Source organism: Methanooceanicella nereidis (genome assembly GCF_021023085.1).
Lineage (GTDB): Archaea > Halobacteriota > Methanocellia > Methanocellales > Methanocellaceae > Methanooceanicella > Methanooceanicella nereidis.
On record NZ_PGCK01000008.1, the window covers coordinates 88,065 to 108,829 of the forward strand.

Sequence of the window (20,765 nt, forward strand, 5' to 3'; positions counted from 1 at the left end):
ATACGTTGAACAGGTACATTCCTGCGAAAGATATCGGGCTAAAGATAATTCCAAAAACGAAGAAAGTTAAAAAATTATGAAAATTGGGAGGTTAAATGATCCTTATTTTATGTTTGAATGCTCTTATTTATGAAATAAGAGCATATTTTCTTCCCTGTTTTACATCGTCACTGCCATAGGCTCGGCATTATGCAATTCAACCTGCAACACCATGGACTTATATGCGCAAATACCATCTGCAAGTCCGCCCCTCTCGGATAACATATGAACTTCATCAATGACGTCATCTTCATTTTTAGCGTTTGAGAAATGAAGCGTTGTCTCGCCATTACTCTGTATGAGGACGAATTTTCCATTCATTATAGTAACAAGCCCGTATGCCTGCATAGGTGTCGGTGCGACTTCTTCAAGTACCTCATTACTCTTTGTGCAGAGGTATACTCCTCTCGTGTTTAGTCTGTCTGAAAAGCTGACGATCTTGATGCACTCCAGGTCTATAGCATCGTCGCCGAGCTGTTTTCTGATTTCCCACGGTATCCTGTAAGTCAGGATCTTTTTAGCGTCAGTGGTGGATTCTAGCATAAAAGCCCTCTCCTTCTTTGATTTTTGTCAAAGATTGATTACTGAAGATAAGTGGTTGCTCAGACGTATTAAACTACTCTGGGATGTTCACGAAAAAATCCGTCAATTGCTATGTATTATTTACCTCGTCGGGGAATCTTCCGAACATTTACATAAGATGTCAGTTAAGTTAGTCGATTTGGTAAAAATGGGCTCGCAGTCATCGTATTTTTATAATAATAAAGATATATTATAAATCGGGATATTATTGCTCATCTAATTGTGACTTATGTATTTTTATAAAAAAGAAATTTTCGAAAATCGGTAAAAGGATAAATACAGGTTATATTTTAAAAGTGTTGAGGAATTGCCTTTTCAGGGCCGGCAGACAATTGTGATAGTGTTTTATTTTCCGAAATGTATTACAACATTGAGGAAATTAATTTTATTATATGTTGATTGACTTTTTTCCATGCTTAAGATACGGGATCCGGTGAAAATAATGGATATAGAGCTGATGCCTGAAAACATTAGAGAACTTTTAAAATATAGAAAATTATTCGAAGTCGTAAAACTTTCCGTCGAAACAGGCCTGTACTCCCATATGGATACGCCTAAGACAGTGAGCGATCTATCGGAAGCGACAGGCATCGAGCCTGGATTTTTGGAGCGCCTCCTGAAAGCCCTGGGCAAATTCGGATACGTCCAAATACTCAAGGATGGCGATAAGATCGCTTATGTAAATACCCCTGTTTCGGACCAGTACCTGAACAGCGATAGCCTCACATATATCGGTACAAAGGTATTCGAGGATATTGAGACAGGGACGCTGCTACAAAATTATATCAGGGAAGGCCCGGCGACTGTTACTATCACCAATGATTTCTGGTCTCCGGAACTTTTAGAATGGATCGCGTCGATGTCTTTAACTGGCGGGGTACAGTCTACCGTCAGCGTAGTCGACCTGTCAGGCCGCAAAAAGATGCTGGACATAGGCGGAGGCCACGGCCTATACAGCATATTTTTTACGAAAAAATACCCGGGATTGAGGTCGTATGTACTGGACCTGCCACAGGTGGCCGAACTGACAAAAAACTACATAGCAAAATTTAACGCCGAGGGGCAGGTGGAAGCGATACCGGGTGATTATCACGATCTTAAAACGGCAGAAAAATATGACGTCGTGCTAGTATCTAATGTGACGTCGTCCCTGGAAGATTTCAAGTATCTGATGTCATTATCGTATGAACTTCTTGAAAAGGGCGGCCTTATAGTCCTCAGGAACTATGTTTCTGACCTGGCTGATGACTGGTCATCGCTCGTCGCTCTCGAAAGATTTTCAAGGCGAGGCAAGGACAGCTTTTCATCCGTGCAAATAATGGATGCGCTAAAGGGGGCAGGATTCGCTACTATAAAAAAACTATACTCAGCAGAGGGTATTCTGATATTACAGGCTGAAAAACCATGATGGGGCCTTGCCAAGAAAACGTGCGAACATTAATTGCATTGTTGCGGATGAGATATGAAAAGCGCCCCGACTGGGACTTGAACCCAGGTCTAGAGCTCCGCAGGCTCCAAGGATATCCACTACCCTATCGGGGCTTCCGATGTACAATGAAAATACGTTTTTAACGTACAGCCCTCATAGTATACCTTTCATTACATAAACTTATCGGACATGAAGAGCAAATTATTGCCAAAACAAATAATGTTTTTTTTCGTGTCCAATAAGAAGAAGAAATATATTATGTTTTAAATGGTTTATAAAACAAATTTCGCATTTATTAAAGAATATGTTACCAAATTAAAGCCATAAAAAGTAATATAAGTTAATATAAAGCTTTAAAATTTCATCAGAGGCAAGTATTTTTTTATACTCACTTACCTTTCTGCTTCTTGTAGCACGGCGCCAGGGGTAATAGCGCATGGTGACAAACATCCTCCTCAGAGGGCGGCGGGCAGCAAGATACTTTCACATAAAGCCCGCTCTAATAATTAAATTGCTGCCGCCGCGGTCACCTTCCGATCAGCCTCATAACGCCTTCTATGATGATAATATGAATTTAAAATTCGAAAGGTGAGATGAATGATAAAGAAAACTGGAATAAGGTTCGCGATGGCCATTCTTTTCGTGGCCGCCGCCGCGACCGCGATGTTCGCCGCTACGGCATGTGCCGCCGAAAACCCGTACGAACAGCAGATACTACAGGCAAGATATGATCAGGTAAGCGCCACGGTAAATTTTAATACGGCTGTCATGGGAGATGTAGTGGAACTGGTACCGCAGGCGGCCGGTCTTAACGAGCACATAGACCGGCTCAATTCCGACCTCAGCACTCTTTATACATACGTCGAGGCCTCGGATAAGGGGGGCTTTAACGGCTACTTACAGGACACAGTCCGTCCCGACCTTAATGCGGCAAATGACGCGTTGAAAGATGCCAGGAAGAACTTCAAGGACTGGAACGTCACACGCGATACCATTCAAGAGCTGAGGGACAGGTATGTGGAGCATAAAGCCGAGTTTGAGGCTCAGGTCAATAGTGCGAAACTTCAGCTTGGTAACATAAAGCTAGGCTACTATAATGATGTGATGGCGAAGACCGACGAGCGCATGTCAAAGCTCAACGAAAAGGGCGTAGACACGAACGGAATGATGTGCGTGAAGTCGGGCGCTATATCGAACGTGATCACACCTCTTCAGAATGCGGTAAGCTCGGGTGACGGCAATGCCGTAAAGAATGAGCTCAGGACCAGATGCATGTTCAATGGCGCACAGTACAGCTTCCACTATGCGGCGAAGATCGACCTGGAAGCCTTAAAAGCGATAACATCGGCCATAGCGGATAACGCAACTCAGGCAGGCTACGGGGACGAGATAGCCGAGGTCAACGCTAAGCTTTCTGCAGCAGAAAACACCCTGAACGAGGTAGGTACAAGCCCCTACACTGATGCCCAGAAAGAGCAAATATGGAATAACCTAAAAGATGCATCCGGGCTCATCAGGTCAATAATCCAGGGTATGAACGGTAACTGCCGGCAGGAGTAATTCCCCTACTCCTTTTTTGAGGTATAAGCGATGAAGAAAAAGATAATGGCAGTATTACTGGTTTTCGCAGTATTTTTTACACTGGGCTGTGCAGGGGTAAAAAACAATGATGACGCTCCGGCTTCGACCCCTGCGGCACCAACGGTGACTCCTGAGCCTGAAAATAACGATCCCGTCCCATCAGCGACACCTCAGGCATCCGGCAACCCTGTAGTAGGACCAACAGTAGAACCGGTACAGGAAACAGGCACATATCCGGCTTATTATGATCCATCTCTGGCAGATATAAGCCCGGGTGAGGATGATGAGTTTTTTGACGATATAGGGCTGCCGACGCCCGGCGCAGAATGACGGGGAAGGATTTTCTTCCCCGTTCATTTTTTTTATATTATGAAAATATGTCTACAGGCTCTGAAATCTGGCGCTTTGCGTATTCAACGATCTTATCGTCCCCGCCATATTCTTTGACTGTCTGTTCCACTTTCGCGTACCACTGGTTCGCCTTCTCCAGGTTTCCGAGCCTCCTGTGAATATCGCCAATAAGATAGACGAATATCGCTCTGCTCTCCTTTGAAGGCTCTTTTGCATCAAGGGCTTTCTCAAAATATTCGGCAGCTTTGCCCAGGAAGAATTTTTCCTTTTCCTTCTCGCCTCTTACCCTTTCGCACCAGGCTCCCATATGGTATATGCGGCCTAAAGACTGAGGCGACGCACCGCGCCATTCGGCGCAAAGCGCCGCAAGATAAAAATTACCATGGATATTGATCTTCTTATCCTTGACCTCGGGAGTGATATTCTCGCTTACCAGGTGCCTGAACTCAGTCGAAAAGTCCTGCGGCTGAAAATCGCCGTCGTATCCTGTATAGCCACAGTTCGTGCACGTATGTACAAAGTAACAGATAGGCTGTTTCCCGCTCGCCTCTCTATAAAAATCGGAGTGGAACCTGCCGAATGAGTTGGTGGACGTGATCAATTCTGTCTCGAACATATTTCCGCAAAGGGGGCACGTTAACCTGTAAGACTGTAAGGTGGTCATATCCGCTATATATCTTTTCTAATGGTTAAAAATATATTGACACTATATACGCCATACCCGGCCCATCAAGTGTTTTTTATTAATCGTTAAATATTAACATGAATATTCATTACCAATGGAATACTTTTTATAATATTAAGTAAAAAAGCATAAGATTACGGTGCAAAGCAGTGGATGAGCAGGATTTTAAGATATTGCGGCTATTATGCAGGGACTCAAGGATATCTTATGAAAAAATAGGCAGCGAGCTTGGAATCGCGCCCGAGGTCGCCATCAACCGGATATTCAGGATGCGTGACGTCGGAGTGATAAGCGAATACAGGCTCAACGTAAATCCATTGATGTTTGGCTTCAGGACAGCCATCATAAACGCCGAAGCATACCGCCCTTCATGCAAGCAAAAAGATATACGCGCTTTACGCCGGATGGACCGCGTCTCCACCATGATGGAATGCGCCGGAAGGTATTACTCCGTATCTATTCTCTACGGTGATGAAAAAGACCTCCGGGCGCAGGTAGACGCTGTAAGGGCAAAGATAAGCCCTTCGAAGGTCCTCAGCGTTTTAAGGCCAAGGGAGCCGTCGATCTCTTCTTTGAACCTCACAGGCCAGGACTGGCGCATAATAGAATACTTACTGGATGACCCAAGGGCATCCGAGGATAAGATGTCGAGGGACATGGGCATAAATGTCCGCACCATACAAAGGCGGCTGGAAAGAATGATCACCGGAGGCATAGTCTGCTCTACCGTGGTCGTACAGCCCAGGCTGTTCGAGGGCCTTATCTCGTATCGCTTTAATATTTTATTCAACGGCGCCGGAAAGGACGCTTACGCGGATGTCATCCCAAGCCTTAACAACTACTGGTACTCGCTGAGGCTCGATTCTCCCGAAGGCGTTATCGTCGACCTGTACCGGGAAAGCATCAGCGGCATCGAAGAGGACATCGCCATAGTTAAAGGCATAAGTAGCGTAAAAGATGTGACCTATACAGTTCCCACACGCGTCATCACCAATGACGTTTTAATAAGGCGAAAGGTCATCGAAGCCGTGTTCAATAAAGAGAACGTATAGAATACCTGAGCCTGTTTTACCCTCATAAAAAACGAATAGTGCGGGGTGCTGATCTTTATTTCTATTTTCTGATCACGATCGCAAAAAGATCCGACCTGTTTTCAGGAGGCGAGTGCGGCGTCCCTGTCGTTATTCTTTCCGTATCATATCCAAGTTCTTCGCAGACCGATATGCTGACATCAGGATAGTATTTTATCAGGCTATTAGCGATCATTTTAACATTAAAACCCGGATCAGCTATCAAGAATACGTTCCTACCCCTGCCCAGCTCTTCTATCGTATCATTTATTGCCTTTACATGGTCTTTTCCATGGGCGTTGATGATAATAGAATCTGTCATCCTTATCTTAAGACGCGCAAAAGCGACCTGCATGGATGATATCCCCGGAACGACCTCGCCATTGAGGGATCCAAGGCCTGCCAGCATCGGGTCTCCGGTGGAAAGCAGTATCGAGTCATCGGATATTTCCTTTAAATTCCCATAGTCCTCTATCTCGTGAACGTCGCAGTATTCCGGTATATAGTCTTTGATAAGTTCTATCGCTCTGCCCGATCCGTATATTGTTTTAGCGCACCTTATCTCGCAGAGAGCGGCCATCGTCAGCATTCCCGGCCCGCAGCCCACCCCGACGATCTTCATCCGCTGTCACCTATCACTTTACAGTCGCGGTCGATCAGGACGGTCCTGACGGACGGTATTCTCATCTTGAATGATCTCAGATTTTCATCTATTATGAAATGCCATTCAGGGGACGTGCTCATCTCCTCCACGGTATTGAAACCGTTCTCATCCAGGATCCGGGGATTTATGAACTTTAAGATCAACGCAGGAAGCCCGCATAGTATTATTTCGCCTTCCGCGCATTCCAGGGCATGTTTTATCCTGGTGCCCACCAGCACGGCTTCATGTTCCGGGAATATTCTTCTGGAGGCTCTAAGCCCGGTCCTGCCTGTAGTAATGACCACCTTATCGTGGCCTTTTAGCCTTTCTGCTATTGACTCCTCAGCGTGGTCGTCCCAGGGCTCGACAAGTCCGGTGGTGCCCGCCACTGATATGCCTCCCAAAATTCCGAGCTTATAGTTAAGGGTCTTGGTCGCTATCTCTTCTCCAGATGGAATGAACAGATACACTTCGACGCCATTTGCGCCAATTTCATTAACGGCATCCTCTATTGCCTTCATGATATACTCCATCGCTGCCGTGCTTATGGCCGGCGTTCCTCTGGCATATCTGGGAGTATCTCTAGAAAATCGTCCTATCCCTTTTCCCGCGTTGAGGGTTATCCCTCTTTTCGAAAATCTGGCGACAGCCCGAAACTCCGCACCTGAAGTCACATCGCCTTTGTAGTCACCGGAATATTTGTATGCCGAAGCACATCCCTTATTCGCATTTACCTTGACGCTTATTCTCCGCCCGCCCGGAAGATCGACGTCCACCGAAGCATTTTCTGACTTTAATGACATCACGGCTGCCTTACAGGCCGCCGCAGCCGTAGCGCCTGTACTGTATCCTCTTCTCAGTACGTCACCGGAAGATGTGAGGACGCAGAGGCCCGTCTTGACATCGTCCATGAGTTCGGGGCATTTACAGGCACATACCCATACATCAGGGTACTCAAAGTCCGTCACAGGGTCTCTTACCATTGCATGCCTCATGGTACATGACTATTATCTCATTGATCGATGCCACAGCTACAGGAGTGCCACCTCTAGTGCCCTCTGTGGATACTGATGGTACGTCGATCGAGCGCAGTATCTCTTTTGATTCAGCAGCGTTCACGAACCCGACAGGATGCCCGATCACAAGCGCAGGCCTGATCCCACGGCTTATCATATCGCAGACAGTCAACAGGGATGAGGGGGCGTTCCCAATGACCACGATAGAGCCTTCTATCTTATTCCCCAGCGATATGAAGCCTGCTGATGTCCTGGTGATGTCTCTTTCCGCGGCAAGCTCCCCGCCAAAGTCGAGCACGCACCTTATCTCGCTGTCGTGCAGCTTTTTCAGGATACCTGCTTGCACCATCCTGATGTCGGTGTATATCGGCGCTTTCTTTTCCAGTGCCTCAATCCCGGCGTTCACCGGATCGTTATTGAACCTTAACAGACCGGCCATCGCAAAATCTCCGACAGCCACTGAACAACGCTGCCTTATGCGGTCTTCCGCCCCCGAGTTCCCGACTATGCTCCTGGCGAGCGTCCTGCTCTTGCAAGATATTTCGTAAGCCTCCCCGGTCACGGCCCCCGGGTCAATATATGTATTTTCTGTGGTATCCTCTCGGTGTGATGATCCTCTCGGCATTTACCGACCTCCATATCCTGCTCTCTTCTCCTCCGACTATGACGATGGAATGCATGTCCACGGCTTCATCGTCCATGCTTATATCGCCAAGCTTTGTGATGATCAACTGCTCTCCGTCCCTGTAAGCATCCTTGACGATGCCCACCGGCGTGTCCGGGCTTAATTTTTTCAGTGCGATATCCATGGCAATGCCGAAATTATGCGGCCTTCCCCTGCTCTTCGGGTTATAGATAGCTACGGGGACTCCCATGGAGAATGCCAGTTCCAGCCTTTTCTCTATGACTTCCCATGGCGTCAGCAGGTTTGAGAGGCTGATAGTTACATGGTCCCCGGAAAGCGGCGATCCTAGTAAGGAAGCAGCGGCCGTGGCCGCGGTCACGCCCGGTATGACCTCCACGTTTGCCTCATAACCGGTCCTTTCAAGCATCTCCAGCACGATGCCTGCCATTCCGTAGACGCCGGGATCTCCGCCGCTCACGATTGATACGACTGCCGACTTTGACAGCTCTGCGGCCTTTTTTGCCCTGTCTATCTCCTCTCCCATCGTACTTTTAATGACCTCCTTGCCTTCCAGCAAAGGTTCCAGCATCTCAATGTATAGCGAATTACCTATGACATAATCGGACTCTTTTATCGCTCCGATGGCTGCCGGGGTCATATGATCTATATCGCCCGGCCCGGTGCCGACTATATACAGTCTCCCTTTATCTTGCGATAGCGATGGTGACTTTTCCATATGCTTTTTTCTCCATTATCAGGTCCTTCTTTTTCGACAGTGCCAGAGCACATGGCTCTGCGACCCCTAAAAGCCCCAGTCTTGTAGCTTTTGAGGCACTCTTTACGTTTTGCATGTTGATGGTATTATCATCCAGGAACACAAGGTTCCCTGACAGGATTTCCATAGCTTCGAGCAGGCCTTTCTCATATCGTTTCTTCACGGTCGTCGCGTAGGCCAGTACTTCGTCCTCACATATTCCCGCATCTTCCAGGCCATTCCTGATAGACGATACTACCTCTTCCGGCGAAACACCTTTTCTGCATCCGACACCGATCACATACTCTCCTTTTTTTACGAGTATGGAGACGCCCGGGCCTGCCATGACGATGCCGGGACTGTTGATCATATGCACCGGAACGTCCGAGTCCAGTATAGAGGCGTTGACGTATCTCGTGGAATCCTTGTTAAGTACCTCATATTCGTGTGCGGAAGCAATACCTTCTACAGAACTTTTTCCCGCGGTCTCGGTCGCTGTAGTTATCACCGGACAGATACCCATTCCTGAAAGCTTTTTAGCCAGGTCGTTCGCGCCATGATGACCGCCCGATACGGGCACGGAAAACCTCATGTCCGGACTTACCACGACTACCGCGGGGTCGACCCATTTATCCTTCAGCAGCGGCGCTATCTTTCTTACCGCTATTCCGGCTGACATCAACGCTACGATGCCCGTATACTTCTCGAACGCCCTGCAGAAAGCTTCCGGAGAATATTCAATATAGTCGGCTTCCAGGAACTTTACGATCTTTTCCGCGTTACCGGCGAACCTTTCCAGTGATATGACGACCGTATCGCTCATGAGTATAGCAGCGACCTTTCATAACTGCCCGACGGGTCCACTATCCCGCCGATGATTATCAAAGCCGTACGCTCTATACCCGCCTCTTTAGACTTCCTGCAAATGTCGGCCACTGTGCCCTTCACAATTTTTTGGTCAGGCCATGAAGCATGATATACTACGGCGACGGGAGTTTCCTTCGGGCATTCCAGCTTACTCATTACGTCTTCCATCTTCTCCGTGCCCAGAAAAATGACCATTGTCTTTCCGCATCTGGAAAATTCTCTTATGTTATCTTCTTTTAAAGTAGCGCCTGCCGGCCTTGTGATAATGACAGACTCAGAAACTCCCCTGAGAGTGAGCTGCGTTTGCAGTGCGGACGCGGCGGCGAACATCGAAGACACACCCGGAACGACTTCCACCTCAATGTCCTTACGCTTGAGTTCGGCTATCTGCTCTACTATGGCTCCGTATAGCGACGGGTCTCCGCTGTGCAGCCTGATCACTAGCTTTCCCGCCCTTGCATTAGACTCCATGGCCGATACCAGCTCTTCAAGGCTCATTCCCCAGCTGTCCATCTTTAACGGCGCCGGTGACATGTTCACGAGCTCCGGGTTCACCAGGGAGCCCGCATATATGAGGACATCCGCGCTCTTTAGGAGTTCCATTCCTTTGACCGTGATAAGCCCGGGGTCGCCCGGACCTGCGCCTACGAAATATATCTTTTCCATTTTAACGCCTCGCGTACATAATGCTGAAATAATCGCTCGACTCCGGCAGTTTGTCCCCGGAGTAGACCTTCTGGCCGTCCATGAATATCCTTTCGACAAGCATGAACTCCTTGAATCCTTCCTCTCTCAGTATTGCCGCGGTCTCCGCAGGCTTACGGACCTTCAGTATGATCTTCGAGTCAGGGTCGCCGCCATCGGTCACGATGAATCCTCCTGATACCGACACCCCGGCTATCGAAGCGAATGCCGTTATGGAACTGATGCCGGGCTCGGTCCTGTATTCAATGTCGGGGTATGAATCCTTCATGACCGCGCAAAGCCTCCAGAAGGTCGAATAGAAATTAGGGTCTCCTATCATCCCAAGGACAGCCAGGCCATTTCGACCGACAGGAGTTATCTTTTCAAGATTCTCTTCCATGCATTTCCTGATACGGTCCTCGTCCGATGTCATCGGGAAATCAAGTATCTCCGCCTCGCAATAGGGCGAGACAAGATCATAGGCCATCTTGCCGGGGACGAACACCTTATCCGCATCCTTCAGCAGCCTGACAGCGCGCAGCGTCAGCAACTCGGGGTTTCCCGGGCCGAGGCCAAGTCCTATCAGCATTATCGTCTTCCTCCTACTATGATGTAGACGGGGTCTATGGGCTTGAACATGAAGCCTCCCGCAATATCATATGACCTCGAGACCTGTACGTTGATCGCCTCTTTGAATATGCCCAGCCTCCGCATCGTATCCACCGCAGTCTTAAGGGTATCCGGCATGACTGCGTTGACGACTATGTTGCCTTTTACTTTAGCCGAAAGAAGCTCCAGTACTTTTTCAAGGTCTTTCGAACCGCCCACAAAAGCGCAGTCCAGACACTCTATAGGCCCCAGGAATTCCAGAGCGTTTCCCTTCAGGAACTCGATCCCGGCAGCGCCGGAAGATGCGGCCAGCGTTTTAGCATACTCTATAGCCTCGTCCCTGCGGTCTATAGCGTATACCTTATTCGCGAGCTTTGAAGCATCTATCGATACTTTTCCCGTGCCGCATCCTATATCGGCAAAAACGTCGCCTTTCTTAAGCCCTAGTTTATACAGCGATATGGCCATTATTTCGTCTTGAGTAGGTCCGCCCTTTAGTTTCATGGGATCACTTTATCAAATTATTTTGTTTTGATTAAACTTTAGTTTAATTAATTCATCAGGCCATTATATAGCTGTCGATACAACATTTTTTTAATATACTCCAAAAAATTTGTGTAAGAGCAAAAAATTTAAGAATGATATGGGACAATACTTAACAAAATTTTACTTAACTAAACTTTACTTTAATTGGAGGTATGAAATCTGCATATAATGGAGGGGTTCTTGCCCTTATTATGGGCGATAATGTGGTATGTCGTCTCTATCCCGTTCGTGCTTTACGGCATAATGGAGATAAAAAAGCTATTCAGGGAGCATCCGGAACAAAAAATGATACTGGCCGTCAGCGGAGCGTTCATTTTCGTACTGTCATCGTTAAAATTACCGTCAGTCACCGGCTCATCGTCGCAACCGACCGGGACCGGAGTCTCTTCGGTACTGTTCGGGCCTGCCATCACATCGGTCATGGCCACGATAGTGCTTATATTCCAGGCAATACTCTTAGCGCACGGCGGCATAACCACTCTCGGCGCCAACGTGTTCTCCATGGGCATCGCCGGACCTCTCATCGGCTGGCTAGCTTTCAAGGGAATGAGGAGCTTTAAGGCGGGCATGATCCCCAGCGTGTTTGTCGCTGCCGTGCTTGCAGACTGGGTCACTTATCTGGTGACATCAATACAGCTCGCTCTGGCATATCCGGGCGCTGACATCATATCGTCATTCACCGCTTTCGCGACAGTGTTCGCTGTCACTCAGGTGCCGCTGGCTATCGGCGAAGGCATCATCATGGCGATATTCTTCGACTTCCTCCTGTCCAACCGCCCGAAGATGATACGCGAGATCCTCAAGGAGAAGATCGGAAAGGCTTCTTCCGAGACACCGGGGGTGGCGCAGTGAGCGGCGAGGCTAAAAAAAGCAAACTTGGACTATATTTACTTGGCATCATAGCTCTTATCATATTATTTACAGTACCGTTCATCATCAGCCCGGGAGCCGAATTCGGAGGAGCTGATGATGGGGCAGGAGAGGTCATAGTGGAGATGTCTCCCGGATATGAGCCGTGGTTCAATTCATTCTGGGAACCGCCCGGAGAGACAGAATCGATGCTGTTCGCCTTACAGGCGGCCATAGGAGCTATAATCATAGGATACGTCATCGGTTACCTCAGAGGCAGTTCTGCGCAATGAACAGATGATCATAAATGGGACATGTAACAGGGATTGACTCTCTCGCATATAATAGCAGGGCGCTATACTGGCCGCCGGCAGGAAAGCTACTATTAAGTGTCTGCCTGCTGGTGGGCTCGTTATCCTCCTATAATCTGTACGGGCCCGCTATTGTACTGGGAGTCGGCCTTTTTCTTTTTTTATACTCCGTTAAGGGGAACCTGCCTTCTTTCATACTTTTATTGATCGCGGCGGTAATGGCCTTTAACGCGGTCGGGGTGATAATAATCGCAGCGACACAGGCAGGATCCCCCGTATTCAGCATATCGCTGCCATTCATTGTCATTAATATCTCACAAGAAGGCCTGGACCTTGCAGCCCTTGTGTTTTTAAGGTCCTTCGCCGGGCTGTTCGTGGTGCTATTTTTTGCCTCCTCCACGCCCATACCGCACATATTCAACTCTCTGAAGAAGATGGGGCTTCCGGATTACATCGCCGAGATCACGGTGCTCGTTTACCGCTACTCGTTCATGATACTCGAGCAGTCCGAACAGATGGTCAACGCTGCCGGATGCCGTTTGGGGTTTTCGGGATGGTGGAACTACATGAGGACCACCGGAACGCTCACTGCCAACCTTTTCATACGCTCTTTAGAGTTTGCCGAAAGGTCACAGAACGCCCTGCAGAGCCGTAACTTTACCGGGTCTTTCCCTGTTTTCAGAGAGCCAAAAAGAATAACAACGGTCTGGATATTTTTGTCACTGGCAGTATTTGCTTCCGTTTATCTGATAGGAAACATTCGGTGAGCGGGTTTAAAGAAAAATCATGAGGTATTTTGATGTCTTCCATCCTTGAAACAAAAAACGTGGCCTTTTCCTACGAGAACGGAGAAGACGTGCTCAAAGAAGTATCCTCGGGAATTCCTGAAGGTAAAAAGACCGTGATACTAGGCCCCAACGGATCGGGAAAAAGCACGCTGATGCTGCATTACAACGGCGTCCTGAAGCCGAAGAAGGGCAGCGTGTCTTTCAGGCGCGAGCCATTAAGATATGATCGTAAGGGCCTGACATCTTTACGACAGAATGTTTGTCTGATGTTCCAGAACCCTGACGACCAGATATTCGCCGCAACGGTGGAAGAGGACGTGGCATTCGGTCCATTGAACCTCGGATTATCCAGAGATGAGATCGAAATGCGTGTCTATGAGGCGCTGGAAACGGTCGATTTGATAAAATACCGGGAAAGGCCAACACAGCAGCTTTCTTTCGGGCAGAGGAAACGAGTGGCGCTTGCCGGCGCTCTGGCCATGAACCCCGAAGTGCTGATGATGGACGAGCCTACAGCAGGCCTTGACGCTCAGATGGTACATGAGATGATGGAACTCTCGGAAGAATTGAACCATAAAGGAAAGACGATAGTCATATGCACTCATGATGTCGAGATGGCATACGAGTGGGCAGACGATGTGATACTGATGTACGAGGGCGGCGTCCTGTATAACGGTGATATTGACGGCCTGCTGGAGCGGGAAGAACTGCTTCATCGAAGCAGGCTAAAATACCCGACGATCTATAAGCTTAACAGGCAAATGCATATCCGTACGGGAGAGCATGAGTTGCCGAGGCCTCAGTCTTTGCCGGAATGCTGTCAAAAATTTTTTAAGTCCGAAAACATAGCGCCGGGAAATTTTTATATAGCATATGTTGACGATCCCGGCTTTGACGCCAGCATTATCAAGGCTTTTAAAAAACACAACATGGGCGTATTCGGAGTTAATGCAAAAAGAACGTCAAGGTCGATGGGACTGGATATCCATCATTATTTTTATGCCATAGACCAGGGCCTGATAAAGGCCAGTGTCGGGGAAGACTACCTGTTATTGACCGAATCATCGGTCAAAGGCCTTGTTAAGAGCAGGATAGACAGGTTCATGATGAACTATTGCAGCGATATACAGATCATACCCCCGGATGATATTAGTCGCAGACAACATGTATGATCTAGCATTAAGTGTGTCGCCGGTGGTTGAAGTCCGGATCATATTATGGTTAGAAAACTATTAATTATTAATTAGATCATACATAACGATATCCTTTAAAATAAGAACACCTCGTTAGGTGAGGTTACCCCTTTAAACACAGGCTGCTGTCCGGAAACATCGAGAGATGCCAACGGGTAAAGCCGGCCCGGTCGGATTAAGGCCGTGCCTGATGCAGCTGATAAGCATACTGCTTATCTACGTTATGCGGTGCCAAAGCTAAACAAGGAGGGAGTCAAGATCGTTTCACTACGACCGGAAAAGTCCTCCCCGGCAGTGTTTTTATTTTTGGTCCCATCAAAGGCAAAAATGGGAGGGCTGTCATGATCCAGGAAGAATTCGAAAGGTTAATGGAAGAAAAAAAGTGGGGAGAGCTAAGAGAATTTTTAAACAGCCTTGAGTGGACGGACCTTAAGGATCTATTCTCGAGTATGAAAAGCTCCGACCTTGTCCCTGCTTTCCGCCTGCTTCACAAGGATGATGCCCTGGAGCTGTTTGAGAGCCTCGAGGTCGACAGGCAGGCAGAGCTTATCAACCTGATGAGCGACCCGGAGACCATCAAGCTCGTAGAAAGCCTGGACCCGGATGACAGGGCAAGGCTTTTCGAGGAGCTGCCGGCAAAGGTGACGAAGCAGCTTCTCAGGAACCTGAGCCCGGAGGCCAGGGAATCTGTGAATCTTTTACTGGGGTATCCGGAAGGCAGCGCCGGAAGGATCATGACCTCCAGGTACCTGTCGGCTAAGGCCAACAGGACCGCCGGCCAGATACTTTCAAGCCTTTATGCGACACCGCTGAGGCCTGACGAGATGCAGGTGATATTCGTTATAGACAGCGGACGCTTCTATAAGGGATACGTGACTCTGGGAAGCCTGATAAAGGCAAAGCCCGACATCACAATGGGCGAACTGGCCGAGGAGCCGGACGTATTCGTTTCCACTTTCGACCCGAGGACAGAGGCTGCTAAGATAGTTAATGAGTATGATCTTCCTGCGATAGCCGTGGTCGACAGCGAGGGGCGCATGGTCGGCTCGGTGACTTTCGACGATGTCCTCGATGTGGTCGAGGAGGAAGCCACCGAAGACTTCCAGAAATTGGGTTCGGTGGGAGTCATAAAGACCAGCGTTAAAGGCGCAAGCTCATGGCTTCTATACCAGAAGCGTGTCCCGTGGCTGTTATTCCTTGTCCTGATGAGCATCATATCCGGGGCTGAAATGTCCTATTTCGAGGGCACCATACAGGAAGTGGTCGCCCTGTTATTCTTCCTGCCGCTTTTAATAGGCAGCGGCGGCAATGCCGGTTCCCAGTCTGCCACCCTGATGGTCCGTTCCCTGGCGACGGGTGACGTAACCATAAAGGACTGGCTGAAACTTCTCACAAAAGAGATCACTGTCTCGCTCGCAATAGGCATTACTCTCGCCTTTGCGGTCGTAGCAATAGGTCTTGCCAAGGGCGGAGCCGAAGTTGCGCTTGTCGCAGCCTTTTCCATGGTCATGGTCGTGCTTCTCGGGTCTTTGATAGGTATGTCTCTCCCGTTCCTGCTGACCAGGCTGAACCTGGACCCGGCCACGTCGAGCACGCCTCTTGTGACCTCAGTGGCGGACATCGTGGGCGTATTGATATATCTATCGATAGCGACATGGTACTTCGGGATATGATCGCCGCATGGCTCTAACCGTAAGGTTCAGTCCCTGATATAGTAATGTTCTACCGGCCTCATTTCAGCATCGAACTCATACACAAGGGGGACTCCTGTGGGTATATTCAACTTTGGTATCTCGTCGTCAGAGATGCCGTCTATATGTTTTACAAGGGCACGAAGGCTATTTCCGTGGGCTACGACCAGCACTTTTTTACCTGAACTTATGTCCGGGACAATATTCGATGTCCAGTAAGGCACCGCGCGCTCACAGGTATCCTTTAACGATTCAGTCAGCGGGATCTCATCCTTTTTTAAAGCGCCATATCTCGGGTCATTCCCGGGATAGCGCGGATCATCGGGCTCAAGGGACGGCGGCCTCACATCATAGCTTCTTCTCCAGATAAAGACCTGCTCATCACCGTACTTCTTCGCCGTTTCCGCTTTGTTCAATCCCTGCAGGGCGCCATAATGCCTTTCGTTAAGCATCCATGACTTTTTCACCGGGATCCACATCAGGTCCGTCTCTTCCATGACGATCCACAGTGTTCTTATAGCCCTTTTCAAGTATGATGTATATGCGATGTCAAAAACGTAGCCTTCTTTTTTTAAGACGAGCCCGGCATCCCCGGCCTCTTTCACTCCTTTCTCGCTGAGGTCGACGTCCGTCCATCCTGTAAACCTGTTCTCCTTATTCCACAGGCTTTCACCGTGCCTTAAGAGGACCAATTTATTCCTGGCAGCCATTCAATAATTCGGTCTGACTTACTGGTTAAAATCTTTAATTGAAAATTTAATTGATATTATCGGTTTAAATGATATGACCTGATTTGTGTGCTATCCAAAAAATTTGGTGTCACCCCAAACTTTTAAATATCAACTGAATAAATAATAATATTGGACCTGAATTTTAACTTTAACGGGCGTGATATCTTGTCAAACAGGAAGACATTATCTCTTCTAATAATAGTGTTTATGCTGGCGGCCGTCTTGAGCAGCGGATGTGTGAGCGGGCCGGGAAGCCAGGCAGATGGTGATAAGCTTGCCGTGGTAGTCAGCATACTTCCACAGGCTCAATTTGTCGAGAAGATAGGGGGAGATAAGATAAAGGCCATCGTACTGATCCCTCCCGGAGCGGAGCCGCATGACTATGAGCCCAAAGCGAGCCAGCTTGCCGAGATAAGTAATGCAAGGATGTATGCCATACTGGGCTCGGGGATCCCGTTCGAGACCGTGTGGCTTGACAAGATAAGGGCCGTGAACGATAAAATGGAGATCGTGAACACGTCAGAGGGCGCGGACCTTATTTCGGGCGACCCTCATGCATGGCTGTCCCCTAAGCAGGCTATGGTGATGGTAGAGAATATCTATCAGGCACTGGCAAAACTGGACCCTGAAAACAGGGATTATTATTATAATAACAAAGAATCCTACATGAACGAGCTCAGGTCGCTTGACAGTGATATTGAGTCAACCATACGAGAAAGCGGTAAAACTAGCTTTATGGTGTTCCATCCGGCATGGGGATACTATGCCCGTGACTACGGCCTTGACATGATGTCTATAGAGGAAGAGGGCAAAGAGCCCAGCCCGTCGGACATCGAAAAGAGTATTAAGGAAGCAAGGGAAAAGGGCATAAAAGTCGTTTTCGTCGAGCCTCAGTTCAGCCAGGCCGGCGCGAAGGCTATCGCCGATGAGCTCGGGGGTACTGTCGTGGCCGTAGATCCTCTGGCAAAGGACTATCTACAGAACATGAGAAAAGTGACGGAAGCCTTCACTGGAGCATGACGTTAAAATGTGCGCGGATGTGGTCGAGCTAAAGGATGTCTGGGTATACTATGATGACATACCCGTCCTGGAGAATGTGAACCTCGCGGTCCACGAGCATGATTTTTTAGGTATCATAGGCCCTAACGGGGGCGGTAAGACCACGCTGTTGAAGGTGATACTAGGGCTCATCAAGCCTTCAAAAGGCACCGTAAGCATCATGGGGAATAGCCCGGACCATTCCCGTAAGTACATCGGATATGTCCCGCAGCACAAACAGTTCGACAGGGACTTTCCGATAAAAGTATGGGACGTCGTCATGATGGGGCGTCTCAGCCATACGGGCCTGTTCAAAAACTATAGCGAAGAAGACAAAAAAGCGACGAAAGAGGCCCTTGAGAGGGTCGAAATGCTCGAGTTCAAGGACCGGCAGATAGGAAAGTTATCCGGCGGACAGAGGCAAAGGGTATACATCGCCAGGGCACTTGCCGGGAACCCGAAACTGTTCCTTCTGGACGAGCCCATGACGGGCGTCGATTCAGCCGTGCAGGAAGAGCTTTATGAACTGCTGACAGAGCTAAATAAAAAGGCGGCAATAATCATGGTGTCCCACGATATAAGCGCCGTCTCAGTTCATGTCAATAAGTTAGCATGCCTTAACCATAAGCTGTATTATCACGATACTAAAGAACTCATCAGGGAGGAGCTTGAGGAAGCATATCATTGTCCCGTCGAGTTCATAGCCCACGGGGTGCCTCACAGGGTGCTCAGAGAACATAAGGATGACCGGAAATGATAGATCTTTTACAGTATGGTTTCATCAGGAACGCGATCATCGCCGCTCTCCTGACGAGTATCGCCTGCGGCATTATCGGCGTCTACGTCGTATCAAAGAGGATCGTATTCATTAGCGGAGGCATTTCACACGCGTCCTTCGGAGGCATAGGGCTCGGATACTTTTTAGGAATAAACCCTGTATGGGGGCTTCTGCCGTTCAGTATCGTATCCGCGTTCATAATGTACTTCGTAAGCAGGAAGGCGAAGACATCCGAGGATACCGCCATAGGCATACTATGGTCTCTTGGCATGGCCCTGGGAATAATATTAATTTACCTGACACCGGGATACGCACCCGATCTCATGACATACCTGTTCGGTAACATCCTGATGGTGCCGCTTAACGATATCCTCCTTATGTTCGCGCTTGACCTCATAATCCTGCTCGCTGTTTTTCTTTTCTATAAAGAGTTCATCGCACTATGTTTCGATGAAGAGTATGCGACGATATCGGGCGTAAATTCGGAGAGGCTTTATCTTCTGCTTCTTTGCCTCATCGCCATCACGGTGGTCATCACGATCAAGATAGTCGGGATCATCCTTGTCATAGCGCTATTGACGATACCCGCAGCGATCAGCCGCAAGTTCACCGCGGACATGAAAAAGATGATGATACTGTCGACGGTCATCGGTGCGATATTCAGCCTGTGCGGCCTGTGGCTATCCTATATCTTCGACCTTCCGTCGGGGGCGACCATAATCCTGACGCTGGCGGCCGTATACCTGGTCTCTTCATTTGCCAGGGACATCGGAGTGACGCTGGCTGCTATAAAAAGCAGGATATAACCCGCTTAAAATGGGCCCGAATACCGGCATCATATCAACAGGGCCCCTTAAAAAGGCTAAGCCAGCCCTTGTTCTGTTAAATGTGAGATCACTATTTTTCGATTTTCAATAATCGTCTATAGTATAGATCCCTAATTTCGGGGTCTGGTCTATATCGTTCTTTAAATGATCCGCTATCTTTTCCGTGATATTCTCAAATCCGACCAAATAGGCGGATGACCTGTCTATCATGAGCGAGAAATACGGATCCCTTTCGATGAACGCAATGACCGGCTTCCCTATCGCAAAGGCGTATCCCATTTCCCATATGGTGCCGGCATCTTTTCCGTCCAGCACGGCAAATACACCGTCACTTTTCGATATCTCTTCGCACAGGAGCCTGAACCGGATGGTTTTCTCGACCGCGCTGTTCAGGTTTATGCGGTTATTGCGATGTGATGTGCTGTATACCTCATATCCCAGCTTTTCCAGGGCTGTTTTTACTTTATCAAGTCGTCCGGCCTCTTCCTCAGTGAAGAACGGGCCTGCGAGAAATAATCTCATTTTGTTATGCTCCAAAAGTGTATGTCTATTATTTACTAACTTTTAATAATATTGTGTTACTATGTATTAAAAGCACAAGGCTTAAGTTTTTACGGTAACAATTATGGATTATGCACGATATGCCAGGATGTATTTACAATAATTTAGAAAAAGATTATTCAATAGAGGACCTTGCAGCATTTCACGGGCATCTGGGCCCATACATAGTTTTAGGCTACAGGATGGGCAAGTATGCTAAAAGATATTTCTGTAACGACCCGTTCCACATGAACGCTAACGTCCACTGTAACGGTGTTCCGCCGCAGTCATGCCTGGTCGACGGCGTCCAGATAGGCAGCGGATGTACCCTTGGAAAAAGAAACATCGAGATAACTGTCAGCGATAGTATAAAATGCGAATTCGTCTCGGACGATAAAAAGGTAGTTCTGACTCCGAAGCCGATCAAGTTCCCGCCACGCGACGCAGAAGACTATTTTAAGAAGATAGAGGCACTTGCCGTCCAGATGTATAACATGGACGACGTCGACCTTTTCGAAGCAGGAAAAAATTGAGCTGA

Annotated in this window: 25 protein-coding genes, 1 tRNA gene and 1 riboswitch; of the genes, 13 read left to right on the plus strand and 13 right to left on the minus strand. The window is 48.3% G+C overall.

Features of this window, described 5'->3' with window-relative positions:
• Positions 1-159: 159 nt before the first annotated feature.
• The gene (locus tag CUJ83_RS10390) at positions 160-582 is read right to left on the minus strand and encodes a hypothetical protein (RefSeq protein ID WP_230742243.1); all 423 of its coding nucleotides are present in this window, start codon (positions 580-582) and stop codon (positions 160-162) included.
• Positions 583-1,033: 451 nt separating this feature from the next.
• On the opposite strand from CUJ83_RS10390, the gene CUJ83_RS10395 reads away from it, so the two are divergent.
• Complete coding sequence (locus CUJ83_RS10395) at positions 1,034-2,029, plus strand: methyltransferase (protein ID WP_230742244.1); 996 nt, start codon at positions 1,034-1,036, stop codon at positions 2,027-2,029.
• A gap of 62 nt (positions 2,030-2,091) precedes the next feature.
• Here CUJ83_RS10395 and CUJ83_RS10400 read toward each other — a convergent pair.
• Positions 2,092-2,163, minus strand: a tRNA-Arg gene (locus CUJ83_RS10400).
• Positions 2,164-2,647: 484 nt separating this feature from the next.
• Here CUJ83_RS10400 and CUJ83_RS10405 point away from each other — a divergent pair.
• Both CUJ83_RS10405 and CUJ83_RS10410 read left to right on the plus strand, forming a co-directional pair.
• On the plus strand, positions 2,648-3,610 hold the full coding sequence (locus tag CUJ83_RS10405; protein ID WP_230742245.1) for a hypothetical protein: 963 nt from the start codon (positions 2,648-2,650) through the stop codon (positions 3,608-3,610).
• Between the two features lie 30 nt (positions 3,611-3,640).
• Positions 3,641-3,961: a hypothetical protein gene (locus tag CUJ83_RS10410; protein ID WP_230742246.1), complete on the plus strand. Its 321-nt coding sequence runs from the start codon at positions 3,641-3,643 to the stop codon at positions 3,959-3,961.
• Positions 3,962-3,998: 37 nt separating this feature from the next.
• On the opposite strand, the gene CUJ83_RS10415 is transcribed toward CUJ83_RS10410, so the two are convergent.
• Positions 3,999-4,646, minus strand: coding sequence for a DUF2225 domain-containing protein (locus tag CUJ83_RS10415; protein ID WP_230742247.1), 648 nt, complete (start codon positions 4,644-4,646; stop codon positions 3,999-4,001).
• Between the two features lie 170 nt (positions 4,647-4,816).
• On the opposite strand from CUJ83_RS10415, the gene CUJ83_RS10420 reads away from it, so the two are divergent.
• The gene (locus CUJ83_RS10420) at positions 4,817-5,719 is read left to right on the plus strand and encodes an Lrp/AsnC family transcriptional regulator (protein WP_230742248.1); all 903 of its coding nucleotides are present in this window, start codon (positions 4,817-4,819) and stop codon (positions 5,717-5,719) included.
• A 61-nt stretch (positions 5,720-5,780) separates the two neighbouring features.
• Here the strand turns inward: CUJ83_RS10420 and CUJ83_RS10425 are convergent, their stop codons facing one another.
• The 8 genes from CUJ83_RS10425 to CUJ83_RS10460 are packed head-to-tail and all read right to left on the minus strand — an operon-like array spanning position 5,781 to position 11,439.
• Positions 5,781-6,359 carry a cobalt-precorrin-7 (C(5))-methyltransferase gene (locus CUJ83_RS10425; RefSeq protein ID WP_230742249.1) on the minus strand — a complete coding sequence of 193 codons (579 nt, stop codon included), beginning with the start codon at positions 6,357-6,359 and terminating at the stop codon, positions 5,781-5,783.
• Positions 6,356-7,363 (minus strand): cobalt-precorrin-5B (C(1))-methyltransferase, encoded by a 1,008-nt coding sequence (locus tag CUJ83_RS10430; RefSeq protein WP_230742250.1) that lies wholly within the window; start codon positions 7,361-7,363, stop codon positions 6,356-6,358. Before CUJ83_RS10430 ends, CUJ83_RS10425 begins: the two co-directional genes overlap by 4 nt.
• The gene (locus CUJ83_RS10435) at positions 7,335-8,021 is read right to left on the minus strand and encodes a precorrin-8X methylmutase (protein ID WP_230742251.1); all 687 of its coding nucleotides are present in this window, start codon (positions 8,019-8,021) and stop codon (positions 7,335-7,337) included. Before CUJ83_RS10435 ends, CUJ83_RS10430 begins: the two co-directional genes overlap by 29 nt.
• Positions 7,969-8,757: a precorrin-3B C(17)-methyltransferase gene (cobJ, locus tag CUJ83_RS10440; protein WP_230742252.1), complete on the minus strand. Its 789-nt coding sequence runs from the start codon at positions 8,755-8,757 to the stop codon at positions 7,969-7,971. Before cobJ ends, CUJ83_RS10435 begins: the two co-directional genes overlap by 53 nt.
• On the minus strand, positions 8,726-9,598 hold the full coding sequence (gene cbiG, locus CUJ83_RS10445) for a cobalt-precorrin 5A hydrolase (RefSeq protein WP_230742253.1): 873 nt from the start codon (positions 9,596-9,598) through the stop codon (positions 8,726-8,728). Before cbiG ends, cobJ begins: the two co-directional genes overlap by 32 nt.
• Positions 9,595-10,308 (minus strand): precorrin-4 C(11)-methyltransferase, encoded by a 714-nt coding sequence (gene cobM / locus CUJ83_RS10450; protein ID WP_230742254.1) that lies wholly within the window; start codon positions 10,306-10,308, stop codon positions 9,595-9,597. The genes cbiG and cobM overlap by 4 nt, the downstream gene beginning before the upstream one ends.
• A 1-nt stretch (position 10,309) precedes the next feature.
• On the minus strand, positions 10,310-10,915 hold the full coding sequence (locus CUJ83_RS10455) for a cobalt-factor II C(20)-methyltransferase (RefSeq protein ID WP_230742255.1): 606 nt from the start codon (positions 10,913-10,915) through the stop codon (positions 10,310-10,312).
• The gene (locus CUJ83_RS10460) at positions 10,915-11,439 is read right to left on the minus strand and encodes a bifunctional cobalt-precorrin-7 (C(5))-methyltransferase/cobalt-precorrin-6B (C(15))-methyltransferase (protein WP_230742256.1); all 525 of its coding nucleotides are present in this window, start codon (positions 11,437-11,439) and stop codon (positions 10,915-10,917) included. The genes CUJ83_RS10455 and CUJ83_RS10460 overlap by 1 nt, the downstream gene beginning before the upstream one ends.
• 201 nt (positions 11,440-11,640) lie before the next feature.
• On the opposite strand from CUJ83_RS10460, the gene CUJ83_RS10465 reads away from it, so the two are divergent.
• The 5 genes from CUJ83_RS10465 to mgtE all read left to right on the plus strand — a co-directional run bounded on the left by CUJ83_RS10465 (position 11,641) and on the right by mgtE (position 16,295).
• Positions 11,641-12,333 (plus strand): energy-coupling factor ABC transporter permease, encoded by a 693-nt coding sequence (locus CUJ83_RS10465; RefSeq protein WP_369424164.1) that lies wholly within the window; start codon positions 11,641-11,643, stop codon positions 12,331-12,333.
• Positions 12,330-12,623 (plus strand): energy-coupling factor ABC transporter substrate-binding protein, encoded by a 294-nt coding sequence (locus CUJ83_RS10470; RefSeq protein ID WP_230742258.1) that lies wholly within the window; start codon positions 12,330-12,332, stop codon positions 12,621-12,623. The genes CUJ83_RS10465 and CUJ83_RS10470 overlap by 4 nt, the downstream gene beginning before the upstream one ends.
• A gap of 14 nt (positions 12,624-12,637) precedes the next feature.
• Positions 12,638-13,408: a cobalt ECF transporter T component CbiQ gene (gene cbiQ, locus CUJ83_RS10475; RefSeq protein ID WP_230742259.1), complete on the plus strand. Its 771-nt coding sequence runs from the start codon at positions 12,638-12,640 to the stop codon at positions 13,406-13,408.
• A 32-nt stretch (positions 13,409-13,440) separates the two neighbouring features.
• Positions 13,441-14,601: an energy-coupling factor ABC transporter ATP-binding protein gene (locus CUJ83_RS10480; RefSeq protein WP_230742260.1), complete on the plus strand. Its 1,161-nt coding sequence runs from the start codon at positions 13,441-13,443 to the stop codon at positions 14,599-14,601.
• Between the two features lie 103 nt (positions 14,602-14,704).
• Positions 14,705-14,879, plus strand: a riboswitch (M-box (ykoK) riboswitch).
• Between the two features lie 84 nt (positions 14,880-14,963).
• Positions 14,964-16,295, plus strand: a complete 1,332-nt coding sequence (mgtE, locus tag CUJ83_RS10485) for a magnesium transporter (protein ID WP_230742261.1) — start codon at positions 14,964-14,966, stop codon at positions 16,293-16,295.
• Positions 16,296-16,321: 26 nt separating this feature from the next.
• Here mgtE and gpmA read toward each other — a convergent pair whose 3' ends face one another.
• A complete protein-coding gene (gpmA, locus tag CUJ83_RS10490) occupies positions 16,322-17,023 on the minus strand; it encodes a 2,3-diphosphoglycerate-dependent phosphoglycerate mutase (protein WP_230742262.1) in 702 nt (233 codons plus the stop codon).
• A gap of 186 nt (positions 17,024-17,209) precedes the next feature.
• Here gpmA and CUJ83_RS10495 point away from each other — a divergent pair, with 186 nt between their 5' ends.
• From CUJ83_RS10495 to CUJ83_RS10505, 3 genes are read left to right on the plus strand one after another with little or no spacing between them, the layout of a single operon-like run.
• Positions 17,210-18,064 carry a metal ABC transporter solute-binding protein, Zn/Mn family gene (locus tag CUJ83_RS10495; protein ID WP_230742263.1) on the plus strand — a complete coding sequence of 285 codons (855 nt, stop codon included), beginning with the start codon at positions 17,210-17,212 and terminating at the stop codon, positions 18,062-18,064.
• 7 nt (positions 18,065-18,071) lie between these two features.
• Positions 18,072-18,839: a metal ABC transporter ATP-binding protein gene (locus tag CUJ83_RS10500; protein ID WP_230742264.1), complete on the plus strand. Its 768-nt coding sequence runs from the start codon at positions 18,072-18,074 to the stop codon at positions 18,837-18,839.
• A complete protein-coding gene (locus CUJ83_RS10505) occupies positions 18,836-19,666 on the plus strand; it encodes a metal ABC transporter permease (RefSeq protein ID WP_230742265.1) in 831 nt (276 codons plus the stop codon). The genes CUJ83_RS10500 and CUJ83_RS10505 overlap by 4 nt, the downstream gene beginning before the upstream one ends.
• Before the next feature lie 105 nt (positions 19,667-19,771).
• Here the strand turns inward: CUJ83_RS10505 and CUJ83_RS10510 are convergent, their stop codons facing one another.
• The gene (locus tag CUJ83_RS10510; protein ID WP_230742266.1) at positions 19,772-20,209 is read right to left on the minus strand and encodes a nucleoside 2-deoxyribosyltransferase; all 438 of its coding nucleotides are present in this window, start codon (positions 20,207-20,209) and stop codon (positions 19,772-19,774) included.
• Positions 20,210-20,319: 110 nt separating this feature from the next.
• On the opposite strand from CUJ83_RS10510, the gene CUJ83_RS10515 reads away from it, so the two are divergent.
• Positions 20,320-20,760 carry a formylmethanofuran dehydrogenase subunit E family protein gene (locus CUJ83_RS10515; protein ID WP_369424142.1) on the plus strand — a complete coding sequence of 147 codons (441 nt, stop codon included), beginning with the start codon at positions 20,320-20,322 and terminating at the stop codon, positions 20,758-20,760.
• Positions 20,761-20,765 lie beyond the last annotated feature (5 nt).